General features: G+C 63.7%; 29 protein-coding genes. 15 read left to right on the top strand and 14 right to left on the bottom strand.

Annotated elements, in window-relative coordinates:
* Positions 1 to 57 precede the first annotated feature (57 nt).
* The 4 genes from LAN70_10035 to LAN70_10020 are packed head-to-tail and all read right to left on the bottom strand — an operon-like array spanning position 58 to position 2,945.
* Positions 58 to 660: a 2-oxoacid:acceptor oxidoreductase family protein gene (locus tag LAN70_10035; protein ID MBZ5511494.1), complete on the bottom strand. Its 603-nt coding sequence runs from the start codon at positions 658 to 660 to the stop codon at positions 58 to 60.
* Positions 660 to 1,535 carry a 2-oxoacid:ferredoxin oxidoreductase subunit beta gene (locus LAN70_10030; GenBank protein ID MBZ5511493.1) on the bottom strand — a complete coding sequence of 292 codons (876 nt, stop codon included), beginning with the start codon at positions 1,533 to 1,535 and terminating at the stop codon, positions 660 to 662. The genes LAN70_10035 and LAN70_10030 overlap by 1 nt, the downstream gene beginning before the upstream one ends.
* Positions 1,532 to 2,692, bottom strand: coding sequence for a 2-oxoacid:acceptor oxidoreductase subunit alpha (locus tag LAN70_10025; protein MBZ5511492.1), 1,161 nt, complete (start codon positions 2,690 to 2,692; stop codon positions 1,532 to 1,534). Before LAN70_10025 ends, LAN70_10030 begins: the two co-directional genes overlap by 4 nt.
* Positions 2,682 to 2,945: a 4Fe-4S binding protein gene (locus tag LAN70_10020; protein ID MBZ5511491.1), complete on the bottom strand. Its 264-nt coding sequence runs from the start codon at positions 2,943 to 2,945 to the stop codon at positions 2,682 to 2,684. Before LAN70_10020 ends, LAN70_10025 begins: the two co-directional genes overlap by 11 nt.
* Positions 2,946 to 3,258: 313 nt before the next feature.
* Here LAN70_10020 and LAN70_10015 point away from each other — a divergent pair, with 313 nt between their 5' ends.
* Positions 3,259 to 4,035 carry an enoyl-CoA hydratase gene (locus LAN70_10015; protein MBZ5511490.1) on the top strand — a complete coding sequence of 259 codons (777 nt, stop codon included), beginning with the start codon at positions 3,259 to 3,261 and terminating at the stop codon, positions 4,033 to 4,035.
* A 204-nt stretch (positions 4,036 to 4,239) separates the two neighbouring features.
* Here the strand turns inward: LAN70_10015 and LAN70_10010 are convergent, their stop codons facing one another.
* Together LAN70_10010 and LAN70_10005 are read right to left on the bottom strand one after the other, a co-directional pair.
* Positions 4,240 to 5,325: an aminotransferase class I/II-fold pyridoxal phosphate-dependent enzyme gene (locus LAN70_10010; protein ID MBZ5511489.1), complete on the bottom strand. Its 1,086-nt coding sequence runs from the start codon at positions 5,323 to 5,325 to the stop codon at positions 4,240 to 4,242.
* On the bottom strand, positions 5,322 to 6,605 hold the full coding sequence (locus LAN70_10005; GenBank protein ID MBZ5511488.1) for an amino acid permease: 1,284 nt from the start codon (positions 6,603 to 6,605) through the stop codon (positions 5,322 to 5,324). The genes LAN70_10010 and LAN70_10005 overlap by 4 nt, the downstream gene beginning before the upstream one ends.
* 358 nt (positions 6,606 to 6,963) lie before the next feature.
* Between LAN70_10005 and LAN70_10000 the strand changes: the two genes are divergently transcribed.
* From LAN70_10000 to LAN70_09980, 5 genes are all read left to right on the top strand, one after another.
* On the top strand, positions 6,964 to 7,617 hold the full coding sequence (locus tag LAN70_10000; protein MBZ5511487.1) for a phosphoribosyltransferase: 654 nt from the start codon (positions 6,964 to 6,966) through the stop codon (positions 7,615 to 7,617).
* 14 nt (positions 7,618 to 7,631) lie between these two features.
* Complete coding sequence (locus LAN70_09995) at positions 7,632 to 8,303, top strand: dienelactone hydrolase family protein (protein ID MBZ5511486.1); 672 nt, start codon at positions 7,632 to 7,634, stop codon at positions 8,301 to 8,303.
* A gap of 111 nt (positions 8,304 to 8,414) precedes the next feature.
* Positions 8,415 to 9,377 carry an NADPH:quinone reductase gene (locus LAN70_09990; GenBank protein MBZ5511485.1) on the top strand — a complete coding sequence of 321 codons (963 nt, stop codon included), beginning with the start codon at positions 8,415 to 8,417 and terminating at the stop codon, positions 9,375 to 9,377.
* A gap of 24 nt (positions 9,378 to 9,401) precedes the next feature.
* Positions 9,402 to 9,671: a PspC domain-containing protein gene (locus tag LAN70_09985; protein ID MBZ5511484.1), complete on the top strand. Its 270-nt coding sequence runs from the start codon at positions 9,402 to 9,404 to the stop codon at positions 9,669 to 9,671.
* A 132-nt stretch (positions 9,672 to 9,803) separates the two neighbouring features.
* On the top strand, positions 9,804 to 10,028 hold the full coding sequence (locus LAN70_09980) for a hypothetical protein (GenBank protein MBZ5511483.1): 225 nt from the start codon (positions 9,804 to 9,806) through the stop codon (positions 10,026 to 10,028).
* An 89-nt stretch (positions 10,029 to 10,117) separates the two neighbouring features.
* On the opposite strand, the gene LAN70_09975 is transcribed toward LAN70_09980, so the two are convergent.
* Positions 10,118 to 11,548 carry a cation-efflux pump gene (locus LAN70_09975; protein ID MBZ5511482.1) on the bottom strand — a complete coding sequence of 477 codons (1,431 nt, stop codon included), beginning with the start codon at positions 11,546 to 11,548 and terminating at the stop codon, positions 10,118 to 10,120.
* Positions 11,549 to 11,702: 154 nt separating this feature from the next.
* On the opposite strand from LAN70_09975, the gene LAN70_09970 reads away from it, so the two are divergent.
* The 5 genes from LAN70_09970 (at position 11,703) to LAN70_09950 (ending at position 16,846) form a co-directional block, all read left to right on the top strand.
* Positions 11,703 to 12,755, top strand: a complete 1,053-nt coding sequence (locus tag LAN70_09970) for a peptidyl-prolyl cis-trans isomerase (GenBank protein ID MBZ5511481.1) — start codon at positions 11,703 to 11,705, stop codon at positions 12,753 to 12,755.
* An 8-nt stretch (positions 12,756 to 12,763) separates the two neighbouring features.
* Complete coding sequence (locus LAN70_09965) at positions 12,764 to 13,261, top strand: YajQ family cyclic di-GMP-binding protein (GenBank protein ID MBZ5511480.1); 498 nt, start codon at positions 12,764 to 12,766, stop codon at positions 13,259 to 13,261.
* Between the two features lie 115 nt (positions 13,262 to 13,376).
* Entirely contained in the window at positions 13,377 to 14,363 is a 987-nt protein-coding gene (locus tag LAN70_09960; protein MBZ5511479.1) for a polyprenyl synthetase family protein, read from the top strand.
* Between the two features lie 228 nt (positions 14,364 to 14,591).
* Positions 14,592 to 15,062: a hypothetical protein gene (locus tag LAN70_09955; GenBank protein MBZ5511478.1), complete on the top strand. Its 471-nt coding sequence runs from the start codon at positions 14,592 to 14,594 to the stop codon at positions 15,060 to 15,062.
* Positions 15,059 to 16,846 carry a dynamin family protein gene (locus LAN70_09950; GenBank protein MBZ5511477.1) on the top strand — a complete coding sequence of 596 codons (1,788 nt, stop codon included), beginning with the start codon at positions 15,059 to 15,061 and terminating at the stop codon, positions 16,844 to 16,846. The genes LAN70_09955 and LAN70_09950 overlap by 4 nt, the downstream gene beginning before the upstream one ends.
* 54 nt (positions 16,847 to 16,900) lie before the next feature.
* Here the strand turns inward: LAN70_09950 and LAN70_09945 are convergent, their stop codons facing one another.
* On the bottom strand, positions 16,901 to 17,161 hold the full coding sequence (locus tag LAN70_09945; GenBank protein ID MBZ5511476.1) for a hypothetical protein: 261 nt from the start codon (positions 17,159 to 17,161) through the stop codon (positions 16,901 to 16,903).
* 54 nt (positions 17,162 to 17,215) lie between these two features.
* Between LAN70_09945 and LAN70_09940 the strand changes: the two genes are divergently transcribed.
* A complete protein-coding gene (locus LAN70_09940) occupies positions 17,216 to 17,647 on the top strand; it encodes a hypothetical protein (GenBank protein MBZ5511475.1) in 432 nt (143 codons plus the stop codon).
* 357 nt (positions 17,648 to 18,004) lie between these two features.
* The gene (locus LAN70_09935) at positions 18,005 to 18,595 is read left to right on the top strand and encodes a transposase (protein ID MBZ5511474.1); all 591 of its coding nucleotides are present in this window, start codon (positions 18,005 to 18,007) and stop codon (positions 18,593 to 18,595) included.
* Between the two features lie 61 nt (positions 18,596 to 18,656).
* On the opposite strand, the gene LAN70_09930 is transcribed toward LAN70_09935, so the two are convergent.
* Entirely contained in the window at positions 18,657 to 18,881 is a 225-nt protein-coding gene (locus LAN70_09930) for a hypothetical protein (protein MBZ5511473.1), read from the bottom strand.
* Positions 18,882 to 18,953: 72 nt separating this feature from the next.
* Between LAN70_09930 and LAN70_09925 the strand changes: the two genes are divergently transcribed.
* Positions 18,954 to 19,217 carry a hypothetical protein gene (locus tag LAN70_09925; GenBank protein MBZ5511472.1) on the top strand — a complete coding sequence of 88 codons (264 nt, stop codon included), beginning with the start codon at positions 18,954 to 18,956 and terminating at the stop codon, positions 19,215 to 19,217.
* 231 nt (positions 19,218 to 19,448) lie between these two features.
* Here LAN70_09925 and LAN70_09920 read toward each other — a convergent pair whose 3' ends face one another.
* The 5 genes from LAN70_09920 to LAN70_09900 form a co-directional block, all read right to left on the bottom strand.
* Positions 19,449 to 20,462 (bottom strand): hypothetical protein, encoded by a 1,014-nt coding sequence (locus LAN70_09920; protein MBZ5511471.1) that lies wholly within the window; start codon positions 20,460 to 20,462, stop codon positions 19,449 to 19,451.
* A gap of 102 nt (positions 20,463 to 20,564) precedes the next feature.
* The gene (locus tag LAN70_09915; protein MBZ5511470.1) at positions 20,565 to 21,467 is read right to left on the bottom strand and encodes a CPBP family intramembrane metalloprotease; all 903 of its coding nucleotides are present in this window, start codon (positions 21,465 to 21,467) and stop codon (positions 20,565 to 20,567) included.
* Positions 21,464 to 22,561 (bottom strand): GHMP kinase, encoded by a 1,098-nt coding sequence (locus tag LAN70_09910; GenBank protein ID MBZ5511469.1) that lies wholly within the window; start codon positions 22,559 to 22,561, stop codon positions 21,464 to 21,466. Before LAN70_09910 ends, LAN70_09915 begins: the two co-directional genes overlap by 4 nt.
* Positions 22,562 to 22,678: 117 nt before the next feature.
* The gene (locus LAN70_09905) at positions 22,679 to 24,088 is read right to left on the bottom strand and encodes an aminotransferase class V-fold PLP-dependent enzyme (protein MBZ5511468.1); all 1,410 of its coding nucleotides are present in this window, start codon (positions 24,086 to 24,088) and stop codon (positions 22,679 to 22,681) included.
* A 210-nt stretch (positions 24,089 to 24,298) separates the two neighbouring features.
* Positions 24,299 to 24,472: a hypothetical protein gene (locus LAN70_09900; protein ID MBZ5511467.1), complete on the bottom strand. Its 174-nt coding sequence runs from the start codon at positions 24,470 to 24,472 to the stop codon at positions 24,299 to 24,301.
* Positions 24,473 to 24,648: 176 nt separating this feature from the next.
* Between LAN70_09900 and LAN70_09895 the strand changes: the two genes are divergently transcribed.
* Positions 24,649 to 24,912: a hypothetical protein gene (locus tag LAN70_09895; GenBank protein ID MBZ5511466.1), complete on the top strand. Its 264-nt coding sequence runs from the start codon at positions 24,649 to 24,651 to the stop codon at positions 24,910 to 24,912.
* The last annotated feature ends 117 nt before the right edge of the window (positions 24,913 to 25,029 follow it).

Below are 25,029 nucleotides of genomic sequence, written 5' to 3'. Positions count from 1 at the left end.
CCAGAGCGCCGGGGCCTATAGTCTGCTGAAACTGAAACTGAAACTCGAAACTGCCGTTTAGTGGACTTCCAGTGCCTTCACCGAAGACTCGGATTCCTCCGCCGTGGCGGCTTCGCCGCACACGTGCGACTGACCGTACTCGAATCCTTTGTCGAACGCCTTCAAGTTCAGCTCCTTGAAAGCCGGGGGCACGGAGTCGGCAACGGCCTGGCGCATACACTCGGGCTTCACCAGGCTGGTGACGGCGGCGAAGAAGCCGACCATCACGATATTGAGCACCATTTTCTTCCCCAGCTCTTCCGCCAGCCGGGTGGCCGGGCAACTGAGCACCTTGGTGCCGGGAGGCAGATGGCTGACCCGCACCAGGTCCTGCTCAATGACCAGCGTGCCGCCCTCTTTCAATTCCGGCGCGAACTTGCCGTACGCCTCCTGCGACATGACCACCAGGATGTCCGGCTGGGTGACGTAGGGATACAGGATGGGCGAGTCGGACAGGATCACCTGCGCGCTGCAGGCGCCGCCGCGGGCTTCGGGCCCGAAGCTCTGCGTCATGGTGGCGTAGTCGCCTTCGAAGATCGAAGCCGCCTTGCCGACGACGATGGCGGCAAGGATCACGCCCTGCCCGCCAAACCCGGCGATGCGAATCTCGGTGAGTTGCATCAGTAGTCCTCCCCGCAGCAGCCGGCTGCGCACTCATCCACGTAGCGGTCGCCGAGCGACTCGACAAACTGCTCGCGCGCGGCGTTGATGTAATCGGGGCGGTCGCGGTCCACGAACTTGCCCACGATGATCTCGCCCGACTTGGTCAGGCCGATCTCGCTGGTGGAAGCGCCGTTCTTGATCTTGCTGTGTTCTTTGTAGAACTTCATGGCGTCCAATCCGTCGCCCATCCGGTTGCGGCGCTGGTAGAGCGTCGGGCAGGGCGAGAGGATCTCGATAAAGCAGAAGCCGGGCTTCTTGAAGACCTCGGCCATGGAGCGTGCGATCTGGCGAACGTGGAACGTCGTCCAGCGCGCGACATAGACCGCGCCCGCGGCCTCCACCAGGTGCGACAGGTTGAAGGTCGGATCGAAGGTGCCGTAGGGATGCGTCGAGGTGATGACGTGCCCCGGCGTGGTGGGCGCCGTCTGGCCGCCGGTCATGGCGTAAATCAGGTTGTTGACGCAGATCACCTTGATGTCCACGTTGCGCCGTGCCGCGTGAATCAGGTGATTGCCGCCGATGGCGGAGATGTCGCCGTCCCCGGAGTACACCACCACGTTCAGCTTCGGATTGGCCAGCTTCAGGCCGGTGGCAAACGGGATGGCGCGTCCATGCGTGGTGTGAAAAGAATCCAGCTTCACGTACCCGGCGACGCGGCCGGTGCAGCCGATGCCGGAGACGATGGCGAGATTTTTCAGGTCCACCTTGGAATCCAGCAGCGCCCGTGAAAAGCAGTTGACGGTGGTGCCGATGCCGCAGCCCGGGCACCAGATGGTCGGCAAGCGGTCGGTGCGCAGAAACGGCAGAACGGGATTGATCGGGATGGTGCTCATTGGTTCGCCTCCACGATGGCCTTCACGATGTCGTTGGGATCGTGCACGCCGCCGCCGGCGTGTGGGACGTGAATGGTTTTGGCGGCGCCGTGCGCCGCGCGTTCCACTTCGAGCACCATCTGTCCGAGGTTGAGCTCGGGAACGACGAACGCTTTCACCTTTTGCGCCAGGTCGCGAAACGTTTTTTCCGGGAACGGCCAGGCCACAATCAGTCGCAACTTCCCGACCTTCAGCCCTTGCCCGCGGGCGATCTCAATGGCCCGCTGCGCCACCCGCGAAGTGATGCCGTAGGAGACGACCACCACGTCGGCGTCGTCGAGGTTGGCAGCCTCGTAGAGGACCAGGTCCTTGGCGTTGTCGATCTTCGCCCGCAGGCGCTTGACGAGTTTGTCCTGAACGGGGACGGTCATGTTGGGATAGCCGCGCTCGTCGTGCGTCAGGCCGGTGATATGGAAGCTGTAGCCTTCGCCGGCGTGCGCCATCTCGGGGACTAGCGAGCCGTCGCCGTTGCACTCGTAGGGCTTGTAATCGGCGGGCGATTTCTTGGTGTGCTTGCGCGGCGTGACCTCGAGCTGGTCGGCGGGAGGAATGACCACCTTCTCGGTCATGTGGCCGACACATTCGTCCATCATCACCATCACGGGCACGCGGTATTCCTCGGAAAAATTGAAAGCCTTGATGGTCAGGTCGAAGCATTCCTGCGGCGAATTCGGGCAGATGGCGATAATGCCGTAGTCGCCGTGCGAACCCCAGCGCGCCTGCATCATGTCGGCTTGCGCCGGCAGCGTGGGCAGGCCGGTGGAGGGGCCGCCGCGCTGCACGTTGACGAACACACACGGCGTCTCGGTCATGGCCGCGTACCCGATGTGCTCCATCATCAGCGAGAAGCCGGGGCCGCTGGTGACGGTGAACGCCTTGGCGCCGCCCCAGACCGCGCCCTGCAGGCAGATGGAAGCCGCCAGTTCGTCTTCCATCTGGATGAACGTCCCGCCCACCGTCGGAATGCGCAGGGCGAAGCGCTCGACGACTTCGGTGGACGGCGTGATCGGATACCCGGCGGCGAAACGCGCGCCGGCGGAAAGACAGCCTTCACAGCAGGCGTGGTCGCCATCGAGGAAATGCGTGCCGGTTAGAACCCCGGCGGGATCAGCGTGCATCGCTGGCCTCCTTCTCCGTCGCGCTTGCCGGTTCGGCCGCGCTGAGGCGATACCCGAAAATGGCGAAGTCGGGACAGTACATGCCGCACAGGTCGCAGCCGCTGCACTTTTCCGGCGCGACCATTTGCGGCGGGTGGTATCCCTTGGAATTGAATGCCGAGGAGAGCGCCAGGACTTTCGTGGGACAAAACTCGACGCAGAAGCCGCACGCCTTGCACCGCTCGACGTGAATGGAAACGCTGCCTTTGGCCATCCGATCCTCTCTCACCGGGGGCTGTGGCCGGTATCACGAAACCACGTGATCTGTTTTTCCGTGCCGGACGCCCGCGGGTGGAAGGCCGGCGGGACTATCGGCCAGAGAACCCCTGAAAATGCGGTCAAGTCAAACGGTGTGCGATGGCACATCCTCAACCAGTGACGATTGTGCATGTTGCATGATGCAGGCGTGTATGACGCGGGTCACAAGTTCATGTGAGGAAAGACACATCGGGCGCCGAATGGTCAGACCAATTTGTCCGCCGCGCAACCCCGCTTTGTATAGAATCGAGCGCTACGCGAGGTGAGTCATGGCGTACGCAAACATCCGCTTCGAAAACGACGGGCCGCTGGGAATCCTGACCCTGAACCGGCCCAACCGGCGCAACGCGCTCTCGCTCGAAATGATGCTGGAGGTGATCGAGTGCCTGAACCAGGTCGGCGCCGACAGCGCCGTGCGCGCGCTGATCCTGGCGGCCGAGGGCAAGGTGTTTTCCTCGGGCCATGACCTGAGCGAAATGGTGGGCCGGAACATCAACGACTACCGGCGCATCTTCGATGTTTGCGCGGAGATGATGATGAAGATCCAGTCCATCCCGCAGCCGGTCGTCGCCGAGGTGCAAGGCATGGCGACCGCGGCCGGATGCCAGTTGGTCGCCACCTGCGACCTGGCCATCGCGGTGGAGGAGGCGACCTTCGCAACCCCGGGTGTGAAAATCGGATTGTTCTGCACCACCCCGATGGTGGCGCTGAGCCGCGCCGTCGGGCGCAAGCGCGCGCTGCAGATGCTGATGACGGGCGATCCGGTGAACTCGCAAACCGCCGCCGAGTGGGGCTTGATCAATGCCGTGGCGCCGGCAGCGGAGCTGCGCTCGCGCACCAGGGAGTTGGCGCTGAAAATCGCCGGCGCCAGCCCGCTGACGCTCGCCATCGGCAAGCAGGCCTACTACACGCAAATCGATCTCGACCAGCCCAAGGCGTACGCCTACGCCAAAGAAATCATGAGCATGAACTCCATGGCAGCCGACGCGCAGGAAGGCATCTCGGCGTTTCTGGGAAAACGGGCGGCCTGCTGGGCGGGAAAATAGTTCCGAGTTGAGTTCTGAGTTGCGAGCGTTGCGACATGGTGGAAGCGCAGTGGTCCAAACGCACGCATAATCCAGCCGCGGAGCGGTGGTATTCGTTAGCCCAGCGCGGCAGCGCTGGGAAAAGTGGAACAGAATTATCGAGCGCCAGCGGCGCGGTATAGTTCTCACACAGACTCTCCAGCCCCGGTAATCACAACTCATAACTCAGAATTCCCGCAGCGCGCTCGTCAGGCGGTTCAGGCCCTCGCGCGTCATTTCCGTATCACCCCCGACGCCAATCCGGAAGTGTTGCGGCGCGCCGAAAAACTTTCCCGGAACCACCGTCGCCTCGTACTTGTCGCGCAGAACCGTGAACAGTTTCTCGACTGAGCCCTGGCGAAGCCGGGGAAAACCGACCGTCCCGAACTCCGCGCGCACGATTTCGAGATCGGCGCAGGCATCGAAAAAGCGGTTGAGCAGCGCGCGATTTTTTTCCAGCAGCCCTTTTGCGCGCGCGGCGATCTTTCCCAGGTTGTCGAGCGCGATCACGCTCAGCAGCTCCGCGGCATGAACCGGTGTGGCCGCGTACAGATCGTTGATCCGCCAGAGACGCTCCGCCAAGGCCGGCTCGGCGAGAATCCATCCGCAACGCAAGCCGCTCAAGCCGTATGCCTTGGTCAAACTGCTCGTGACCACAAATGTTTTCGGGTCGAGGTGGAAGGAAGACGCCGGCGTGCGCTCGGACGCCATGTCCAGGTAAACCTCATCCACCAGCACGCGCGCGCCGGCGCTGCGCGCGATGTTGCCGATCTGTCGCAGGGTTTCCTCGCCGGCCAGCACTCCGGATGGATTGTGCAGGTTGGTGATGATGATGAGGCGAGTGCGCGGCGTGAGGCGGCGCTCGATTTCGCGCGGATCGAGACGGAAGCCGTCTTCCGGGCGGCGCTCGAAATGCCCGACCTCGAGGCCGAGGAAGCGCGCCGTGGTGTCGAGCAACTCATAGCCGGGCGTTTCGGCCAGGACGTGATCGCCGGTTTCCGTGGTCCCGGCGATGGCGACGTTGTTCGCCAGCGACGTGCCCCCGTTGACATACACCACGCACTCGGGCGTGACCTTGTTCTTCGCCGCCAGGCGCTCGATGAGCGGCTCGTATCCGTACCCGTCGTGGCCATTGATCTCCAGCCGGTCGATGGTGACCGGCAATTCGGACAGCGGGTAACTCATGATCCCGCTGGTCGCCAGGTTAAAGCGCGACGAGGAGCGCAGCTTGGCGAATTCCATGTAGGGCGAACATATCGTGGTGCGATTCATTTTGCTGCCGCTCTTCCCTTCCGCCGTCCGCTCCAGAAAAAGTACACCGGCACGCCTGCCGCCAGGATCGCCATGCCGACCAGGCTGTTGGCGGGATAACGGTAAATCGTGTTCGCTACCACCATCCAGCACGCGGCGACAAACAGTGCGGTGGTCGCGGGATGTCCGGGCACGCGGTATCCCGCATGGGTGCGGTCGCGCCGGCGCAGGACAAAGATGCAGGTCGCGGTCAGGCCGAAAAATATGAAATCCATGGCGACCACGTAGTTCAGGATCTGCTCGTAGCGCCCGGATGCGGCGATCACCATGGTCCACACGCTTTGCAGGATGATGGCCACCACCGGCACGCGGGTGCGCGGATGGATGCGGGCCACGGCGCGGAAGAACAGCCCGTCGCCGGCCATGGCAAAGTACACGCGCGGCGCGGTGAGGATTGACTGGCTGAGAAAGCCCAGCGTGGAGATCGCGATCCCCACCGCAATCAGCCGGACTCCGGTTTGCCCGAGCGCGATGCGCATCACCGCCGACGCCGGAGTATGCGTTTCGGCCAAGCTGGCGGCGCCGAGCGCGCGCACGCAGACCCAGCTCACGCCGACATAGAGCGCGATCACGCCGCAGACTCCGATCAGCAGCGCGCGCGGCAGGTTGCGCCGCGGGTCCTTGATTTCGCCGCCGATAAAGTTTGCGGTCTGCCATCCACCGTAGGCGAACAGCACCGGGACCATGGCGGCGCCGAACATCGAGAGTAGATGGAACGACGGCCGCTCGCCCACCATCGGATGCAGCGCAAACTGCGACGGCCGGCCCAGCAGGAATGCGCCACAGAAAACCAGCGCCGCGATGGCGGCGATCTTCAACACCATCAGACCGCTCTGCACCGCGCTTCCCTGCTTCACGCCGAGGCAGTTGATCACCGTCAGCACGGCAAGCGCCACCGCGGCCAGCAGCCACTCCGAAGCTTGCGTCCCGGCGAGGTCGAGGAAATAACGCGCGAAGGTGATCGAAACCGCCGCCATGCCTCCGGTCTGAATCACCAGCAACAGCACCCAGCCATACAGAAATGCTACCGCCGGGTGGTAGGACTCGCGCAGATAGGCGTACTGGCCGCCGACGTCGGGCATGCGCGCGGCCAGTTCGGCATAGACGAATGCGCCGGCGAGCGCGATCAGCCCGCCGACCACCCACGCGCCCAGGATCAGCATGGGTGTGTGCACCTGCTGCGCGACGACGTAAGGATTGATAAAAATGCCGGCGCCGACGATCCCGCCCATCACGATCATGGAGGCGTCGAACAGCCCCAGCCTGCGGGCCAGCGTGGCTGGCGTCGGCTGGGCAGCGGGCGGTTTGGGCGCGGAACTCAAGAGGGTTGTCGGTTATCGGTTTTCGGTTTGCGGTTGTTGGTATTCGCGTACACAGCTGGGCCAAGTGCGTCCGGAGAATCGGTGCGGGCGTCCTAATACCACGTCAAAACAAAAGTCCAAACACCGAGAACCGACCACCGACAACCGAGAATCGCTTGCCGAGTTTACCTCGCCCGCACCGCAAGAGTATCGTTTCAGCCATAAAATGGAGGTGTCCCATGGCGACCGTCGTCGCCACGGCCACGCTCTTCATCACAAGTAAATGGACGTGCGACGCATGATGTTCCGCGACCGATACGACGCGGGTGAAACCTTGGCGGAGCGCCTGCGCGAGTTTGCCGGACGGCCGGACGTGGTCGTGCTGGCGCTGCCGCGCGGAGGCGTACCCGTCGGCTACGTGGTGGCGCATGAATTGGGCGTCCCCCTGGACGTGTTCGTGGTGCGCAAACTGGGCACGCCCGGGCAGCCCGAGCTGGCCATGGGCGCGATCGCCTCCGGCGGAGTGCGCGTGCTCAACCGCGACGTGGTGGATTCGTTCGCCATTCCCGACTGGGCCATCGAGCAGGCGACGCGCCAGGAAGAAGAGGAGCTGCAACGGCGCGAGCTCCAGTACCGCGGCAACCGTTCCCCGCTGGACGTGCGCGGCAAAACGGTGATCCTGGTGGACGACGGGCTGGCCACCGGTTCCACCATGCGCGCGGCCTCGGCGGCACTGCGCAAGGCAGGCGCGGCAGGCATCGTGGTGGCGGTCCCGGTGGCCTCGCGCGCCACCTGCGATCAGCTTCGCGAGGAAGGCAACGACGTGGTCTGCGCCACCACTCCGGAACCGTTTTTCGCCGTCGGCCAGTGGTACAAGGATTTCGCCCAGACCACGGATGAAGAAGTGCGCGACCTGCTGGATCGCGCGGTGGTCAGCGGCGGCAGCCAATAACTTGGGGGGGAGCCATGGAGCAGGTCGAGCAAGTCCGAATTCCGGTCGCCGCAGTCACCCTGGACGGTGACTTGATGGTGCCGCCCCATGCGCGCGGTATTGTACTGTTCGCGCATGGCAGCGGCAGCAGCCGCCACAGCCCGCGCAACCGCTTTGTCGCCGAAGTCCTGCGCCAGGCCGGCCTTGGTACCCTGCTCATGGATTTGCTCACGCCGCCGGAAGAAGCGGTGGACAACTTCACCTCGGAACTGCGCTTCAACATCCCCCTGCTGGCGCAGCGGCTCGGGGTCGCCACCGAGTGGCTGCACCGGCGGGAGGACATGTCGGGCTTCGACCTCGGCTACTTTGGCGCGAGCACCGGCGCAGCCGCCGCGCTGATCGCGGCTGGCGATCTTCCCGGCCTGATCCGCGCCGTGGTCTCGCGCGGCGGACGTCCCGACCTGGCCGGCGATGCATTGTCACGCGTGCAGGCGCCGGCACTGTTGATTGTCGGCGGCAACGATGGGCCGGTAATCCAAATGAATCGCGATGCCTTCGAGCAACTCGGGGCTGAAAAAAAGCTGGAGATCATCCCCGGAGCGACGCATTTGTTCGAAGAACCCGGCGCGCTGGAAGAAGTGGCGAAGCTGGCGCGGGCATGGTTTGCGCGTTACCTCGGCGCCCGGCGCGACACTCGCGTGGCGTAATCTGGCTTCGTAGTTTCAGTTTCAGTTTCAGTTTCTGCCCTGAAACTGGCAACTGGAAACCAACTGAAACTGAAACTCGAAACTGAAACTCTTTGTTGCAAGGAGACAACCATGAAAGCGATTCGCGTGCGGGAGTTCGGCGCTCCCGAAGTCCTGCGCATGGAGGAAGTGCCCGACCCGCGTCCCAAACGCGGCGAAGTCCTGGTGCGCATTCGCGCCGTCGGCGTCAACCCAGTGGACACCTACATCCGCAGCGGCCAGTACGCCATCAATCCGCCGTTGCCCTACACGCCTGGATCGGACGCTGGCGGCGACGTGGAAGCGGTGGGCGAGGGCGTTTCCAGTTTCCGTCCCGGCGATCGCGTGTACATCTACCGCTCGGTGAGCGGCGCCTACGCGGAAAAGGCGCTGTGCACGGAGGCGCAGGTGCATCCGCTTCCGAAAAACGTTTCCTACGCGCAGGGAGCCGCGATCGGGGTGCCGTACACGACCGCGTATCGCGCGCTGTTTCACAAGGTGCAGGCGCGGCCCGGCGAGACGCTGCTGGTACACGGCGCCAGCGGCGGTGTGGGAGTTGCCGCGGTGCAGTTGGCACGCGCCGCCGGTATGAACATCACCGGCACCGCCGGCACCGGCAAAGGCAAAGAGCTGGTCGCGCGCGAGGGCGCGCACCACGTGGTGGACCACAACGCTCCCGATGCGCAGGAGCAGCTGATGAAGTCGACCGGCGGGCGCGGATTTGACGTGATCCTGGAGATGCTCGCCAACAAGAACCTGGCGAAGGATCTGGCCATGCTGACGAAGTTCGGACGGGTGGCGGTGGTCGGCAGCCGGGGCGCGGTCGAGATCAACCCGCGCGATATCATGGGCCGCGACGGCGCCATTATCGGCATGACATCGTTCAACATTTCCGACCCCGACCTTGCCGCCATTCACGCCGCGCTGGTCGCCGGCCTGGAGAATGGCACGTTGCGTCCGGTGATCGGGCAGGAGTTGCCGTTGCAGGATGCTGCGCGCGCGCATCAGGCGGTCATGGAAGCGGGCGCGTACGGAAAAATCGTGCTCGTACCCTAATCTCTCATCCGCGAGGACTGCGTCATGTACTGCAACGCTTGCGGCAAGTCCATTCCCGACGACGCGCGCCTGTGCCCGTATTGCGCCCAAGCGGTGGCCGGCGCGGCGGCGGTCGCCCATCAGTTAATCCGGCCGCGGCAGGGCCGGGTGATTGCCGGCGTCTGTGCCGGAGTGGCACGGCACTTTGGCTGGAGCATCACGGCGCTGCGCCTGGTCTGGCTGCTACTCTTCCTCTTCGCCGGCGCCGGCGGCCTGCTCTACATCATCCTTTGGATCGTCATTCCCAACGAGTGAGCGGCACGGACGGATAACATATCGTTGCACGATGTAGTTAAACGTGCAAAAACGGGAATCATGCGCGTTTTGGGAGCCGGCGCAATTCCTGGCGCACTTTCTTGCGCAACCCGCGCCCGCACAGGCCGCATCATGGTAATTGCAGTGCGGAAAGCCCTCCCCCAGCCCCGACCCGAACGCGGCGGGATCTACCGCGATCTCGACGGGCAGCTTGTCCTGCTCGTGAACGTGAAGAAGGGTTTGTGCACCTGGGTTCCTGTTGCGCAAGGCGAAACCGCCCGGCAAGTCACGCACCGCGATAATTTCGTGCGCCGCTTCACCCCGCTGAAGAAGTCCAGCCTCAAGAAGGCCGCCTGAAAGTTTCAGTTTCAAGTTTCAGTTTCAGCCACATCGTCTGAAACTTGAAACTGAAACTGAAACTCGAAACTTCTTACTTCTGACTTGGCTTATCTCCGGTTGTCCGTCACCGGCTCGGGATGGATCAGCACCCGGAACAGTTCCGGGGCCTCCTGCTTTAGCCGGATTTCCAGTTCCGTCTGGATGTCGTGCACGCGCGACAGCGGCAGCGTGTCCGGCAGCGTGCAATGGCACGACAGGTAGAGCTTGTCGCGCACGCGTTTGACCGTGATCTCGTGAATGTCCACCACCTCCGCGACGTGGCGGGAAATCTTGCGCACTGCTTGTTCCAGGCGCCGGTCGCGCGCAATCTCGCTGCCGGCCTCGATCGTCGCCGGTTCGCTCTCGATGTGCGTCAGGATGGAGGAAATCTCCGGCACCTCGCGGCGGATCTCCGTTTCCAGCACCGTCACCTGATCGTGCGCCTCCTTCAGGCTGAGGCGCTCATCCAGTTCCAGGTGCTGCTCCACGTGCAATCGCCCGGCCAGGTCCTGCACGCTGATGTCGTGGACATTGAAATTTGCGCGGGCGGCCACGGCGCGAATGCGCTCGAAGATGTTCTCTTCTCCCCGCGCCCGCGGCACCGAGTGCACCACCACGTCGGCATCGGGCAGGACCCGGTGCACCGCCTCCGTCACCCGCTGCCCGAGCTGTTCCGATTTCTGGAAGGTGACGTTGCGGTGCATGCCGATGTCCAGGTCCGCGAAATAGCGGTTCCCGGCCCGCCGGATGCGCGCCCGGTCCACTTCCAGCACGCCTTCCACGCCCGAGACCGCGCCGATGATCTGCCCCCGCACGCCCGCCGGCGCCGCATCCAGCAGCGCGTCAATCGTCTGCCGCGCCAGCCGCCAGCTCACGTACACCACCACGCCGGCCACCATCAGCGCCGCGATCGGGTCGGCGCTTTGCAGCCACGGCACGTTCCAGCGTTCGCCCGCCATCACCAGCGTCAGGCCGGCAATCACCACCGTGCTCGACCATACGTCGGTGCTGAAGTGCAGCGCGTCGGCATGCAGCGCCTGGCTGTCCCACTTGTCGGCAATCTTCTTCAGCCGCCGCGACCGCCACACGTCTACCACGATGGAGATGAACATCACCAGGAAGGCCGCAACGCTCGGCTTGATGTGCACGTGGTGGTAGAACAGCCGCTTGGTCGCCTCGTACACGATCCAGACGCAGGTCAGCAGCAGCAGCCCGGTCTCGATAAACGCGGAAAAATTCTCGATTTTGCCGTGGCCGTACTGATGTTCGGCGTCGGCGGGCTTGTCGGAAACCCGCACCGACATCAGCGTGATCACCGCCGCCACCAGATCCAGTCCGGAGTGCGCCGCTTCCGACAAAATGCCCAGCGAGCCGGTGCTGATGCCGACGATGGTCTTCAGCCCCGTGATCCCGATCGCCGCATAGACGGAGTTCTGCGCCACCGCGCGCTTTTCCCCGCGCATCGCCTCCATGGTCAGCGTGGCCGGCGCATCCCCCATCCCGGGATTATCTCATTCCGGGTCCCGGAGGGTCGCGAGATGCGGGCAAATGCTTTCGAGTTGTTGCCGCCTCCGCCGCAACCTGGACCGCAACTCGCAACTCGCGACTCGGGACTTCCCCTCGTGTTACGATTCACGCTTTGGAGCCAGCCGAATGTACCGACTGTTCGCCGTAGTTCTGTTGTCCGCCCTCGCTTTCTCCCAGGCCGCGCCGCCCGCGAAAAGCGCCCCGGCAGCCACGCCGCAAACAGCCCAACCGGCAACTCCGGTCAAGCCCGCCGAAAAGGCGGAGCTTCCGCCCACCGCGGCGGTCATCACCATTGAGGGCATCTGCCCTGGCAAGGTCCCGGCCACGCCCTCGGCCGAGTGCAAGACCGTGATCACCCGTGCCGAGTTTGAAAAGCTGGTGGACGCGTTCGATCCCCAGATGCCCAGCGCGCGCCGCCGGCAACTCGCCGACGCCTACTCCCGCATGCTGGTCATGAGCGACGTGGCCGAACAGCGCGGCATCCAGAACACGCCCGAGGCGCAGCAGATCCTTCACTTCACCCACATGCAGGCGCTGATGCAACTGCTGGGCCGGGAAATCCAGAAGGAAGCCGCCAAGGTCCCGCCCGCCGATACCGAGAAGTACTACAACGAGCATGCGGCGCAGTACGAGCAGGGCAGTTTCCAGCGCATCTTCATTCCCAAGATGCCGGCCAGCGGAGAAAAGCCCCCCGACGAGAAGACGCTGGAAGCCGAGGGCCAGAAGATCCGCGCTGCCGCCGCCGCGGGTGGCGATTTTGAGAAGCTGCAGCAGCAGGCCTTTGACGATCTTGGCCTCAAGACCCCGCCGCCTCCCACCGCCACCGGAACGCAACGGCGTGAGAGCCTCCCGCCCAGCCAGGCCAAGGTCTTCGATCTTCAGCCGGGACAGACTTCGGATGTGATGAACGAACCCGGCGGGCTGTACATTTTCAAGCTCGACTCGAAGAAGAAACTCACGCTCGACGAGGCCACCCCGGAAATCAATCACGTGCTCGAACAGCAGCGGATGAAGGACGCCGTGGACAAGCTGACCAACAGCGTCAAGCCGGAGCTCAACCAGGAGTATTTCGGAGCGCCGGCGGGCCCCGGCGCCATGCCCGCGGGACCTCCGGGTGCGGGTGCCCCGGCGCGTCGCCTGCCGGCAACGCCGCCGCCGCCGAAACCGCGCAGCCCATAAGGCCGACTATGCCCGACAACTCTTTCGACATCGTCAGCAAGATTGACCTGCAAGAGGTCTCCAACGCCATTCAGCAGGCGATGAAGGAGATCCATACCCGCTTCGATTTGAAGGATTCCAAGTCGAGCATCGCGCTGGAGGGCAAGGACGCCATCATTCTCTCCTCGGCCGATGACTACAAGCTCAAGGCGGTCAACGACGTGTTCCAGCAGAAGCTGGTCAAGCGCGGCGTGCCGCTGAAAGGGCTCACCTACGGCAAGGTCGAGCCCGCCGCCGGCGCCACCGTGCGCCAGCGCATCACTATGCAGCAGGGCATCCCGATCGAGAAAGCGCGCGAGATCGTCAAGAAAATCAAAGACTCCAAGAAGAAGGTCCAGGCATCCATTCAAGGCGACCTGGTGCGCGTCAGTAGCCGCGATCGCGACGCCCTGCAGGAGGTGATCGCTCTCTTGCGCAACTCCGATTTCGGCATTGATATGCAATTCACGAATTACCGGACTATCTGATTGAAGAAGTTTTCTCAAGTGGTGTCATCCCGAGCGCAGCGAGGGACCTGATGTTGAAGTCGCCGAAATGTAAACGGGTCTTCGCCATCGACCATCGGCCATCGACCATCGACTGATGTCCACCACCGCTACCAACGCGCGCGAAGTTTTCGAGCTCCTGCGCGACGATCTCGCCGCCATCGAGCGCGAGTTCGGCCGCGACACGGTCTCCAGCGTCCGCGTCATCACCGAGATCGGCGAGTACCTGCGCGCCGGCGGCGGCAAGCGCATCCGGCCCGCCCTGCTCCTGCTTTCTTCCAAGCTGTTCGGCGACGGCCAGAGGGGCGCCATCCAACTGGGCGCAGTGGTCGAAATCATCCACACCGCGACGCTCGTCCACGACGACATCATTGACGAAGCCCAGACCCGCCGCGGCCGCGCCGCTGCCAACACCCAGTGGGGCAATTCCAAATGCGTGCTTGCCGGCGACTGGCTCTACATGCAGGCCTTCAAGGTCGCCGTCCAGCAGCGCAACTTCCGTCTGCTCGATGTGCTGACTGATCTCACCCAGATGATGGTGGAAGGCGAGCTGCTGCAGATGGAGAAGCTCGGCCGCCTTATCTCGCTCGACGAGCATTTCGACCTCATCTACCGCAAGACGGCGTGCTTGTTCTCCACCTGCATGCGCCTCGGCGCCATTCTCGGCGGCGCCACTTCCGAGCAGGAAGACAAGCTCGCGCTCTACGGACGCTCCACCGGCATGGCGTTTCAGATCGTGGATGACGTCCTCGACCATACCGCCTCGGAAGATATCCTCGGCAAGCCGGTCGGCAGCGATCTCCGTGAAGGCAAGGTGACCATGGCGGTCATCCACGCTCTCCAGCGCTGCACCCCCGAGGAACGCGAAAAGATTCAGACCGTCATGGACGAGCGCGCTTTTGGCAGCGTCTCCCACCCCCAGATTCTCGACATTCTCAACCGCTACGGCTCGCTCGACGCCGCCCTCGCCCGCGCCTCGCAGTTCGCCGAAGACGCCCGCCGCGCCCTCGGCAACTTCCCCGACTCGGAAATCAAGCGCGCCCTGCTCTGGGTTCCCGACTTCGTCGTCGCCCGCGAAAAATGACGGCGTTTGCGCGGCGACCAAAGCTGTTTCACTCCGCCGGACTAGCCAGGAGACCTCCCCAGGTTGACACTGCGCTCTCCGCTTCGCATAATCGGGTGTCAGGCGTTGGAGTTCGCCTCATAACCGCCCCTGCTGGGCAGATGACTCCTACAAGGCTTGTCTTGCCGGGAGTCGGCTGCGCCAGCGTCTCCCGCAAGCACAATGGCCCGCAATCTTGTCGGGAGGCCCATGTCAGCCGAACTCGCCACTCTCAATCCGCACCATCAGCGCCGGCTGCGAGCTACCTTTCAGTACATTGATAACCTGCTATCGGCCATCGACGCCATGCTGACTCCTCGCGACTCCGGCGCTCTGTTTCCGCGCTACGCGGTTGACTTCGCGCCCTCGCAACGCGTCCTTCTGCAGAGCGGGATCGCGCAAATTCGCGCCCGGCTAACCCAAGCCTTGGCGGACAACAACATTGCCGTCGAGCCGCCCTCGATCTCGGCTGTCCAGGCCATCCGCAGCGCTCTCAACTTCATTGACATCGCGGTCACCGAGCTGCGCCCCCGCTATATGCGCGGCTACGGCGCCGTTCCCCCGGAAGCCGCCGCCCAACTCGACCGCACTGTCGACCAACTGGAACAGCTCGTCCACCAGGTTGATGCGCTCCTGTCCCGTGGTCAGGATTTCTCGGACTCGCCCGCCGATACGCCATGACTGAAAGCGCTGATCAGATCGTCCGCGAGACCGTCGGCAGCGACATCACCACGGCGCTGGCCCGCCTGTCCGCCATCGCTGCCGAATTGGGAGCCGACCGCGCCTCCTCCGAGGCACGCGATTTGGCCGCCCGCGTCGCCGAGGGCCGCTTCTACGTTGCCTGCGTCGGCCAATTCAAGCGCGGCAAGTCCACTCTGCTGAACGCGCTCGTTGGTCAATCCATCTTGCCCGCCGGGATTATCCCCGTTACTGCCGTGCCCACCATCGTTCGTTTCGGGGAGCGCCCCGCAGCCCGCTTCCGCACGCGCGATGGCACATGGCACGCCACCGATATCGCCGATCTCGCGCAATTCGTTTCCGAAGCGCTGAATCCGGGTAATGCGAAAGGCATCGAGGGCGTCGAGGCTTTCGTGCCCAGCGCACTTCTGGCCGGCGGAATGTGCCTGGTGGATACGCCCGGCTTAGGTTCCGTGTTCTCCGCCAACACCGAAGCCACGCACGCCTTTGTTCCTCACGTGGATGCTGCCATTGTCGTGCTCGGCGCCGATCCTCCCATTTCCGGCGACGAAGCCAGCCTGGTCGAAACGGTTTCCCGGCATGTCTGCGACCTGCTCATCGTCATCAACAAGGCCGATCGCGTCTCCGACGCCGAAGTCGCCGCCTCCGCCGATTTTGCCAGAGAAAATCTCGCCACCCGCCTTGGTCGCCCGAGCGGCCCGATGTACATCCTGAGCGCTGCCGAGCGCCTCGCGCGCACCGGCCCCGACCGCGATTGGCCGGCATTCGTGCGCGCCCTGGAAGAGCTGGCATACAGCTCCGGCGCGGAGCTGGTTTCCAGCGCGGGTCTGCGCGGCCTCCAGCGCATCGTTGAGCAGGTCCTCGCCGCCATCGCGGAAGAACGCGGCGCCCTCTTGCGTCCGCTCCAGGAATCGGAGTGCCGTCTGGCTGCCATGGATCAAACGGTCGCCGAAGCCGAGCGCGCCATGCACGAACTCGGCTACCGCTTCACCGCCGAGCAGCACCGCCTCTCCGACCTCTTCCTCGACCGCCGCAAGAAATTTCTCGCTACCGCTCTCGTTGCCTCGCGCACGAAGTTTGACGAAACCGTGAACGCGCTTTCTCCCGCCGGCGGACCTTCGTTCCGCCGCGCGATCATGGCTCGCGCCCAGGACATCGCTCGCCACCACATCGTTCCATGGCTCTCCGCCGAGGAGGAATTTGCCGGCCACGTTTATCGCGAAGCCACGCAGCGTTTCGTGGAGTTCGCCAACGATTTTCTGCATCGCCTGGCCGGCGCGGGCCTGCCCGAACTGGCCAGGCTCCCGCACGCGCTTGACCCGGAGCGCGGCTTGCGCACCCGTTCTCGCTTCTACTTTCATGACTTCATAACTCTGGCGCAACCGTCGTCCGTGTTCCGCTTCGCCGCCGATCTGTTTCTCGGATTCTTCGGCGGCTATGATCGCATCCGCCGTGATGGTGCGGCGTTTCTGGAAAAGTTGCTGGAAGTCAACAGCAGCCGCGTGCGGAGTGACATCAACCAGCGGCTCCTGGAAAGCCGTAACCGGCTTGAGGCCGATATTCGCATCCTGTTGCGCGAGGTCACGCATGTCGCCGGGCAGGCCTTGGCGCATGCCCGCGCGGCGCAGCAATCCGGCGCCACCGCCGTCGGCGATGCCCTCACGCGGCTCAACGCCAGCGAGTCGGAATTGATCGCCATCACTCGATTGACCTCGAAGGCGGATCGCTGCTGCGCGACCATGCCCCCGGCGGGCCCAGGTGATTGATGCAGGTTCTTCGCGAATCAGCGCGCCCGTCAACATCCGCCATGGTGGCGGTTTTCAGCACTCCGCTTCATGCACGATTTTGATTTTCCTCGACCCGAAGAAGCGGCGGCCCTGCGCCGCCGCTTTGCCGATCCCGCTCCTTCGCTCATCCATGGACCGGCAGGCGCCGGCAAGACATTCCTGGTTCGCGCTCTTCTGCCCGAGTTCCCTTCGTTGCTCTACTGCGGCGATTCCGCCACCCTGCTTGCCGTCCTCCGCTCGCTCGCCGAACAATTGTGCCGGGCCGGCGCGCCCCGCCTCCAGCGCGCCTGCCATGGAGATTTCGCCGCGCTGCGCCGCAAGTCCGCCGTCAGCCTCAAAGGTCTGGTCGTGGACACGCTTCGCGACAGCCGCTACGCTCTCGTCCTCGACCAGGTTGACCGCCCTGCAGCTTCTTTCGGCTCCGCCGTTCGCGAAATCATCGGCTGGGCGAACACCCCAGTCATCGCCATCGCACGCTCGCCGCACATGGAAGACCTCGGCTCTCTCCATGGCCTGTTTCCCGATCGCAACGATCGCTTCGAGATCCGTAATCTGCCGCCGGCCGCCGCCTACGATTTCGCCAAGGCCGCAGCCGAACATCAGCGCCTCACAGCAGACAATTTGCCCGATTTCGTCGCGCGTGTCGCGGAACTTTCCGGCGGAAATCCCGGCGCCATGCTTCGTATGATCACCATGGCCAAGCTGGAAAAATATCGGCGCGAGGACACAATCAAGGTCACGACCCTGTTCATCGACTTTCGCTTGTCGTCTGGAGATTGACCACGCACCTGCCGGCGGGCGTCTCCTTCCGCACCATTTTTGAGGAATGTCATCCTGAGCGAGGCGTCGCCGTGACGCCGAGTCGAAGAGCTGAGTGGCGTGGGCGCCCTGAGCCTGCGCTGAGCGAAGTCGAAGGGGTGGGGATTTTCTGTCCTACGTCACAGACCCTCAGGCCAGGCGATCTATGCTCACGGTGCCTGTCCAACCTTTCCCACGTACTAGAATCCTGAGGTTGCCCCACCCTTGTCTCGCCCGGGAGGAAGCCTGTTTTAAGGCGGATATACAGTGGCGAGACAGGGTGGGGATTTTCCATCCAGATCACAGACACGTACCATTTTCCAGCTTTACCCTCTTCGCATGCCTTGGGGACTGAAGCGTTACCAGCAGGCGCGCTGCCTGCACTTCATCACCTTCAGTTGTTATCGGCGCGAGCCGCTGCTGGCGACGGCGCGGGCGCGGGACACCTTCGAAGAGGAACTGGAGCGCGTGCGCCGTTGGTACGGATTCTATGTCTGCGGATACGCGGTCATGCCCGAGCACGTGCACCTGCTGGTCAGCGAACCTGAGCGCAAACAGCTTTCGGTTGCGATCCAGATGTTGAAGCAGATCGTGTCGCGCAAGCTCCGCCGGCCCGGTGAGCGCCAGTTCTGGCAGACCCGTTACTACGATTTTCCGGTCTCGAGCGAAAAGAAGCGGCTGGAAAAGTTGCACTACATCCATCAGAATCCAGTGAAGCGCGGGCTCGTGAAACGGCCCGACGATTGGAAGTGGAGCAGCTTTCTGCACGTCGCGACCGGACGCGAGGGGACCGTCGAGATCGAATCGCAATGGACCGCGCGCAAGCGAGAGCGAACGGGAAATGACTTGCGGATGGTGCGCCGTCAGGAACTACCCCACCCTGTCGCTCCAAAACCGGGAGCGACAAGGGTGGGGCAACCTCAAAAGTAGCTGCGGAGGAAAGGGTGGGCCAGGCCCCCGCGTGAGTTTGCTATCGCACTGAAGCGGGATCTTACCCAACGCGGATTTCGTCGCTGTGGCTCGGGTACTCCGCTTCAATTATGCGATGGGCAGCAAAACGGTGCTCCGCGGGATTTCTTTGCTCGTCCTCGGTGTGGCGAAGCCGGTATGCCGCCGCTTCCGTGCATTCGCTGCACTCCAGGATCTCGTTATCAACTCGAAAACCAATGTAGGGTCCGCGTTCGCTGTCTTCGCGCACAGAAATCACCATGCTCATGCGTCCAATTCTACGCGAACCTCATAACCGCGCGGATCTTCAGGCGGCGACTGATGGGTTACAATCCCGCTCATGAAAGTGTACGTGGCCGACTATAAGCCCCAGGAGAATGCGACAGAACAAAATCCCACGCCGTATAACATCGAGTACAGCAAGCGGCCCGTGTGGACACTGGAATTTGTTCGGCAAGCTGAGTCAGAGTGCAACAACCTCAACTCCATGCGCGTGCATATTGGCCAGCATTACTGTAAGTTCTCAGTCGAAGAGCTACCGGAAGGCGTATTTGCGGTCGTCTGCTTAACTCACCCGGACGCTCCGGAAACTTTTTCAAAATAGCTGGAGGCTGGCCCGCCCTTTCGCTGCATGATCACTATGAGGTTGCCCCGCCCTTGTCGCTCCCGGGTTTGGAGCGACAGGGTGGGGATTTTCTGTCCCCCATCACAGACACGGAGCGCATTCGCAGTGTGGCCATCCTTTCGCCCGGGGGAGCACGGCAAGCGGAATCGAAGGCGCGAACGGTGGGGCAAATCACCCGATCGCCCGATCACCCGGATCACCCGATCGCGCTTACTCCGGCGGGCCGTTCCCCGGGATCGGAGGCGGTGCGTTCTTCGGCGTGGGATCGTCAATGCCGCCCTTGGGCAGGGGTTCAGCCGCGGGCGCGGGCTCTCCGGCACGCCGCAGCGTCGGCGCCTTGCCGGGATTGTTGGTCAGCTCCACCGGGTCGACTTGCTGCTTCGCCACCGTCGGTTGCGGCGCCACCTCGCGCTCGGTGCGGACCACCTTTTCGCCGCTCACCTTCATGATCTCCAGCCGCACCACCTCGTCGCCCACGAAGCGCACGAACTGCACCTCGGCCGGCGGCGCGCCGTAGATCCACTCCTCGTAGTCGGTGTCGCCGTCGCGGTCGCGGTATTTTTTCGGCGGACGCCCCAGGGCATAGGTCACCATCTCCCGGTTCATGCCGACCAGCACCTGGTGCTTGGTGATCGCTTCCTTCACCTTCGGCGGCAGCGTGTCAATGTAGGCCTGCTCCACCGACTTGGCGTTGAAATCGAACACCGGCCTGAGCATGTCCTTGATCTCGCCGACGGTCAGATCCGGCACGTAGTTATCAAACACCAAGGCGACAAAGGTGCCGCGCGCGTTGGCTTTTTCGTCGGCGGTGGGATCGGTGGGCGTGACTCCTCCTCCCATGCCCGAAATCTGGATGTGCTCGTACCATTTCCTTTTCTTGACCGGCCCGCCGTTGATCTCGAAAATGATGACTTTGTCGCCTTTGAACTTAATGCCGGTGATGTGCGCGCGATCGCCCGGCTTGACCGCCGGCCCGTAGCCCGCGATCATGCGCTGCACCTCTTCCTCGCTGGGCGACACTTTGCCGTCCTTGATGGTCAGCCCTCTCCGCCCCAGCGGAAACGGGCGGCGGATGAACACCAGTTCGGCGTTAAGACCGCGGATCACCGTCATGCGCGTCTCTTCCGTCATCTCGGCGGAGGACGCGCGCCGGTTGTCGGCGAGCAGCAGCGTCGCACCAATCAGCAAGGCGAGGATGGCAAGCGTACTGCGTAGGAACGTCATGAATACTCGGCCGGAGTAACTCAATTATAGCCGCGGTTGTACATCCAGAGGTGCTGAGGTTGCCCCACCCTTGTCGCTTCCGGGGAAGCCTGCCCCTAAGCGTTAGCAAGGGGGAGCGACAGGGTGGGGAATTTCCAACTCACCGGCAGGCCCACGCGCGCCCGTGCGCGTCAGCAGGATCACGGGGATGAATCCCAGCAGGATGACGATCGTGCCCACCACGCTGCCCTCGATGCCGTAGGCGCCGCCGGTCACCCAGCGCGGGCCGGTGGCGCGCGTCCGTAGGATCACGGCAAAGTCGGTGAGGCCGCTGACCGGAAGCCCGAAAACCAGGCCCAGTGCGGTGTTCCAGGCAAAGTGGATTCCCCACGACATCCACAGCGCGCCCGTGCGCAGGTAGGCCGTGCACAGCAGCGCTCCGATGGCGCAGGTGTTCACCATGGCCAGCTTCGAGGCGTGCGGATTTCCTCCGTGGGCGAATCCGAACAGCAACGACATCACCACCACCGCGATCGCCGGCCCCGTCGTTTCTGCCAGCCGATGGAACGGATAGCCGCGAAACATCATCTCCTCGCCCATGGCCGCGGTCGAGAGGATGAACAACTCCACCAGCGCCAGCCCGAGCCTGTGGCTGTTGAGCTTGAGCGTCACCACCGCCAGGTCGCCGGAAATCACAATGCAGAGTACCGCCACCACGGTCAGCCCTGTCCCGATTGCCACGCCCCACACCGCCTGCCGGACCCACCTGGGAAACCTCCCCAGGCCCATGGCGGAGAACAAACGTTCGTGCACCTGGTCGGCGGACATCAGCAGCAGCGCATAGCCGCCCAGCAGCAGGAGCAAGGTCAGCGGACGGTACAACGCTTCCAGCAGTCTCGTCTTGCCGTGCGCCAGCGGCCCGGCCACGCCGATGGCGATAAAGTTGGCGATGACCGCGACGGCGGCGCCGAGCAGGAAGCGCCACCCCGGGCGCACCCGCTCCTGGTTGTCGAGCCACAGGCTCACGCGCGCCCCCTCGGACTGGGTGCCCCAGATCTGCCCGCGCTTGGCAGATGTGGTTGTTTCGTCTCCGTGTTGACCGCCGAAATTACCAGCCCGTCGCTCGCCACGCGGAATGGCAGCACGCGCCCGCCCGCCTGGCGCAGCGCCTCGGCCACGCGCTGCTTGGCATCCTCCCGCACCATGAACACCACGCACCCGCCGCCGCCGGCGCCGCACACCTTGGCGGCGCGCCCGCCATTTTTCGCCGCCACCGCCACCAGGTTGTCAATCAGCGGCGTCGAGATGCCCGCGTAGTTGCTCTTGCGAAACTTCCACTCGTCCAGCAGCAGGCGTGCCACCTCGTCCCAGTCGCCGTGCGAGAGCGCGCCGTGCATGGCGCGCGAGATCTGCGCCATGCGCTCGAAGTTGCGCACCACCTTGCGGTCGCCGTCAATGTGCGCCTTGAACACTTCCCAGTTGTTGATGCCCGAAGCGCGCGGCGCGCCGGTATACACCAGCAGGAAACGCGCCTCGATCTCTTCCGGGGCAACCGGCAGGGCCTCGCGGCGCACCTGGTCGGTGTCGAGATGAATGGCGCTCACGCCGCCGTAGAGCGCCGGGTAATAATCCTGGCAGCCGGTGGGCACGTTGATGAGTTGCGCTTCCACGTTCTGCGCCAGCACGCGCATCTGCTCGCGCCCGATCCGGCGCCCGGTGTAGCGCGCCAGCGCCCCGGTGGCCGCTATCATCAGCGCCGATGACCCGGCGATGCCCGCGCCCGCCGGCGATTCCGACGTTGTCTCCAGCGCCAGACCGCCCTCCGGCTGAAAAAACTGCAGCAGCCGGGCGGCCAGCGGGTGGGCGTATTTGGGGGCGCGGCACAGCGCCTCCAGGTCGGCGAAGCGCTCCTCACGCCCGGTGTCTAACGACTTGAGCTGAATGGCTTTACCGGCGAGCGGAGTGATGCGGCAGGTGGTCATGACACTGACCGCAAAATTGACCGTAACGCTTCCGGGATGAAACAGATACAGCGGCCACAGGTCAATGGTGGCGCCGGCCAGGTCGGCGCGGCAGGGGGCCTTGGCCAGCACCGCGCGGCGATCATTTTGAGATGGCATGCCCTTTTTTTATCACGAACTTAGAGGCGAAGCAGGTTTGGCATGATGTTCTACGTGGAACCCCTGTGGAAATCGCGTTTATTTGCCGGGCCGGTTTCAAAACGGGAAAGTGCCGATTTAGACCTCGGTGGCGGCAGCGATGACTTCGTCGACGACCGCCTGCACGTCCTCCGATTTTGTGCGGTGATTGACAAAGCAGGCGCGCAGCGCGAACTTGCCGTGGATGACCGCGTTGGAGATGAATACGCGACCGCGCTGGATGACGCGCTTGAGGATGCGCTCATTGAGCGCGTTCAGGTCCTCCTCGCGGGCCGGAGACCCGCGCCACACGTAGCGGAAACACACAGCGCTCAACTCGACCGGCGCCAGCAATTCGAGCTTCTCGTTGGCGCGGACCAGTTCGGCGAGTTGTTGGGCGTGGTCGAGATCGGCGCGGATGGCGTCGCGAAAAGCGTTCAGCCCGTGATAGCGCAGCGAGAGCCAGAGCTTGAGCGCGCGGAAGCGGCGCGACAATTCCAGCGACTCCTCGAAAAACGCAAACCCTTCCACCGGGTCCTGGCTGAGCGAGCGCGCGTAATCGCCGCTGTGGGCGAAGGCGGCGCGCGCGTGCTGCGGATCGCGATAGAGCAGGCAGCCGCAGTCCAGAGGCTGGTAGAGCCACTTGTGCGGATCGAGCGAGATGGAGTCGGCGAGCGAGAGGCCGGGAAACTTTTCGGGCGCGGCGATGGCAGCGAGCGCACCATAAGCGCCGTCCACGTGCAGCCAGAGATGGTGGCGGCGGCAGATGTCGGCAATTTCGGGCAGCGGATCAATGGCACCGGTGCTCACCGTGCCGGCGGAGGCGACCACTGCGATGGCCTTCTTGCCTGCGCGCTGGTCGGCCTCAATCTGTTTTTCGAGTTCCGCAGAACGCATGCGGAAGTTTTCGTCAGTCGGAATCAGGCGCAGGTTCTTGCGGCCCAAGCCGAGCAGCGCCACCGCTTTGGGAATGGACATGTGAACTTCATCGGAGGCGTACACGATGGCGGGCTGGGCGCCGTCTTCGTTGGCCGGCAGACGTGCTTCGCGGGCCATGGCCAGCGCCATCGTATTGGCTGAAGATCCGCCACCAGTAAGGCTTCCCGAGAAGTCGCGGCAGCCGATCGCCTCCCCCAGCCAGCCCACGACGATGCGTTCGAGGGTGACCGCGGCCGGCGAAGTACGCCAGGCGGTGACGTTTTGGTTCATCACGCTGGCGAGCAGATCGGCGCAGGCGGCAATGGGATCGCCGGAGCCGAGCACGTACCCGAAAAAACGCGGACTGGGCGGGCGCGACCAGCGGAGCACGCCCATCAGGGCGACGAGCGCGTCTTCTCCCGCGCCTTGCTGCGGCAGAGGTTCGGCAAACGCCTGGCTGAGTTCCGCGCCGGTGGCATCGGGCGGGAATGTGGGGAGCGTGTCGAGTTCGCCGAGATAATCATTGGCGAGCGAGAGGATGTAGCCGGCCACGCGCCAGAATTGTTCGGGAGGAATTTCGAGTTGGGACATGAGAGTCTTCGGTCGTCAGTCTTCAGTCGTCGGGCTTGGAGCCCCGGCGTTTGGAAGAATAACGCGTGCAGCGGGTGAACAGTAAACCCGAAGAGTCTTCAGTCACCAGTCTTCAGTCGTCAGGCGTGGAGTGAAATCAGCCAACCTGCGGCGTCGAAACGGAGCCGCCGCTCGCAGTTTGAATATTCTCGGGCACAGCGTTCTGCCCGCTTATCGAGGAAGGCCGTAGCGCTGCCAAAGCCGGAACCACGGGTTGTCCGCGTACCTCTCGTCGTGACTTTGATTCGCAGCGTCGCGGTCGGTCAGCCCGAGGGGTCTTGTGTCCGGAAGGGAGTAGATGCCCTCCAGCCACTCCACCTCGGCGATGATCTTCTCGACATTCATGGGGTCTCACGTGAGATGCTCGACAGAGGAGGGAGGGATGCTTTTCTTGATTCATGCACTACAACTCATGCAGCAGATCACGCTAGAATCTGACAGATTCGTTTTCCCGCCACTCTTGTCGATCAAGAAAGCGCAGATTCTCTGGCCACCTTTCGTCGCTCAAGAGGAGGTGTCGCATGACCCCGGAAACGCAACAGGCTGAATACCCGTACTCGGTGAAGATCGAGACCACGACAGGCCAGTCCGCCACTGTCGGCATCGCTTTCCTGACCCCGAAGCAAGTTGAAAACTTTCTTCAGTTTGACTTCAAGCGGATGGCGCAAGAAGCGGGTGTAAAGGGCGCTCGCATTTATGTGGAGCGGGCCATGACCGCCGACTACGAGAAGGTCCTCGACGATGTTTCGGCGTGTCTGCGAACCGCCACGGTGAAAGCGGCTTAGGCGGGGCGCGCGCCTCCTTCTTGGAGTTGAAATCCCCTATTCCCACCGTTCGAAAACCGCGAACGGTGGGGCACCCACATGTTGTTTACTGCCGAAGGGTGGGCCACCAGCCAAGTT

Source organism: Terriglobia bacterium (assembly GCA_020072845.1).
In the GTDB taxonomy this organism is placed as follows: Bacteria; Acidobacteriota; Terriglobia; order Terriglobales; family Acidobacteriaceae; genus JAIQGF01.
The sequence above is the reverse complement of the archived record's forward strand: the minus strand, read 5'-3'. Positions and strand labels throughout refer to the sequence as shown.

Bases quoted from the DNA above. Each gene is read 5' to 3' on its own strand.
- LAN70_10015 (MBZ5511490.1), top strand. From the start codon at position 3,259: ATGGCGTACGCAAACATCCGCTTCGAAAACGACGGGCCGCTGGGAATC.
- LAN70_09975 (MBZ5511482.1), bottom strand. From the start codon at position 11,548: ATGGGGGATGCGCCGGCCACGCTGACCATGGAGGCGATGCGCGGGGAA.
- LAN70_10020 (MBZ5511491.1), bottom strand. From the start codon at position 2,945: ATGGCCAAAGGCAGCGTTTCCATTCACGTCGAGCGGTGCAAGGCGTGC.
- LAN70_09935 (MBZ5511474.1), top strand. From the start codon at position 18,005: ATGCCTTGGGGACTGAAGCGTTACCAGCAGGCGCGCTGCCTGCACTTC.
- LAN70_09930 (MBZ5511473.1), bottom strand. From the start codon at position 18,881: ATGAGCATGGTGATTTCTGTGCGCGAAGACAGCGAACGCGGACCCTAC.
- LAN70_09925 (MBZ5511472.1), top strand. From the start codon at position 18,954: ATGAAAGTGTACGTGGCCGACTATAAGCCCCAGGAGAATGCGACAGAA.
- LAN70_09905 (MBZ5511468.1), bottom strand. From the start codon at position 24,088: ATGTCCCAACTCGAAATTCCTCCCGAACAATTCTGGCGCGTGGCCGGC.
- LAN70_09985 (MBZ5511484.1), top strand. From the start codon at position 9,402: ATGTACTGCAACGCTTGCGGCAAGTCCATTCCCGACGACGCGCGCCTG.
- LAN70_09995 (MBZ5511486.1), top strand. From the start codon at position 7,632: ATGGAGCAGGTCGAGCAAGTCCGAATTCCGGTCGCCGCAGTCACCCTG.
- LAN70_09965 (MBZ5511480.1), top strand. From the start codon at position 12,764: ATGCCCGACAACTCTTTCGACATCGTCAGCAAGATTGACCTGCAAGAG.
- LAN70_09920 (MBZ5511471.1), bottom strand. From the start codon at position 20,462: ATGACGTTCCTACGCAGTACGCTTGCCATCCTCGCCTTGCTGATTGGT.
- LAN70_10030 (MBZ5511493.1), bottom strand. From the start codon at position 1,535: ATGAGCACCATCCCGATCAATCCCGTTCTGCCGTTTCTGCGCACCGAC.
- LAN70_09990 (MBZ5511485.1), top strand. From the start codon at position 8,415: ATGAAAGCGATTCGCGTGCGGGAGTTCGGCGCTCCCGAAGTCCTGCGC.
- LAN70_09945 (MBZ5511476.1), bottom strand. From the start codon at position 17,161: ATGGCAGGCGCGCTGGAGGCGGGGCGCGCCGGCCCGGCACAATTGTTC.
- LAN70_09955 (MBZ5511478.1), top strand. From the start codon at position 14,592: ATGTCAGCCGAACTCGCCACTCTCAATCCGCACCATCAGCGCCGGCTG.
- LAN70_09970 (MBZ5511481.1), top strand. From the start codon at position 11,703: ATGTACCGACTGTTCGCCGTAGTTCTGTTGTCCGCCCTCGCTTTCTCC.
- LAN70_09900 (MBZ5511467.1), bottom strand. From the start codon at position 24,472: ATGAATGTCGAGAAGATCATCGCCGAGGTGGAGTGGCTGGAGGGCATC.
- LAN70_09895 (MBZ5511466.1), top strand. From the start codon at position 24,649: ATGACCCCGGAAACGCAACAGGCTGAATACCCGTACTCGGTGAAGATC.
- LAN70_10035 (MBZ5511494.1), bottom strand. From the start codon at position 660: ATGCAACTCACCGAGATTCGCATCGCCGGGTTTGGCGGGCAGGGCGTG.
- LAN70_09910 (MBZ5511469.1), bottom strand. From the start codon at position 22,561: ATGCCATCTCAAAATGATCGCCGCGCGGTGCTGGCCAAGGCCCCCTGC.
- LAN70_09960 (MBZ5511479.1), top strand. From the start codon at position 13,377: ATGTCCACCACCGCTACCAACGCGCGCGAAGTTTTCGAGCTCCTGCGC.
- LAN70_10005 (MBZ5511488.1), bottom strand. From the start codon at position 6,605: ATGATCGTGATGGGCGGGATCGTCGGCGCCGGCATTTTTATCAATCCT.
- LAN70_10000 (MBZ5511487.1), top strand. From the start codon at position 6,964: ATGATGTTCCGCGACCGATACGACGCGGGTGAAACCTTGGCGGAGCGC.
- LAN70_09950 (MBZ5511477.1), top strand. From the start codon at position 15,059: ATGACTGAAAGCGCTGATCAGATCGTCCGCGAGACCGTCGGCAGCGAC.
- LAN70_10010 (MBZ5511489.1), bottom strand. From the start codon at position 5,325: ATGAATCGCACCACGATATGTTCGCCCTACATGGAATTCGCCAAGCTG.
- LAN70_09980 (MBZ5511483.1), top strand. From the start codon at position 9,804: ATGGTAATTGCAGTGCGGAAAGCCCTCCCCCAGCCCCGACCCGAACGC.
- LAN70_10025 (MBZ5511492.1), bottom strand. From the start codon at position 2,692: ATGCACGCTGATCCCGCCGGGGTTCTAACCGGCACGCATTTCCTCGAT.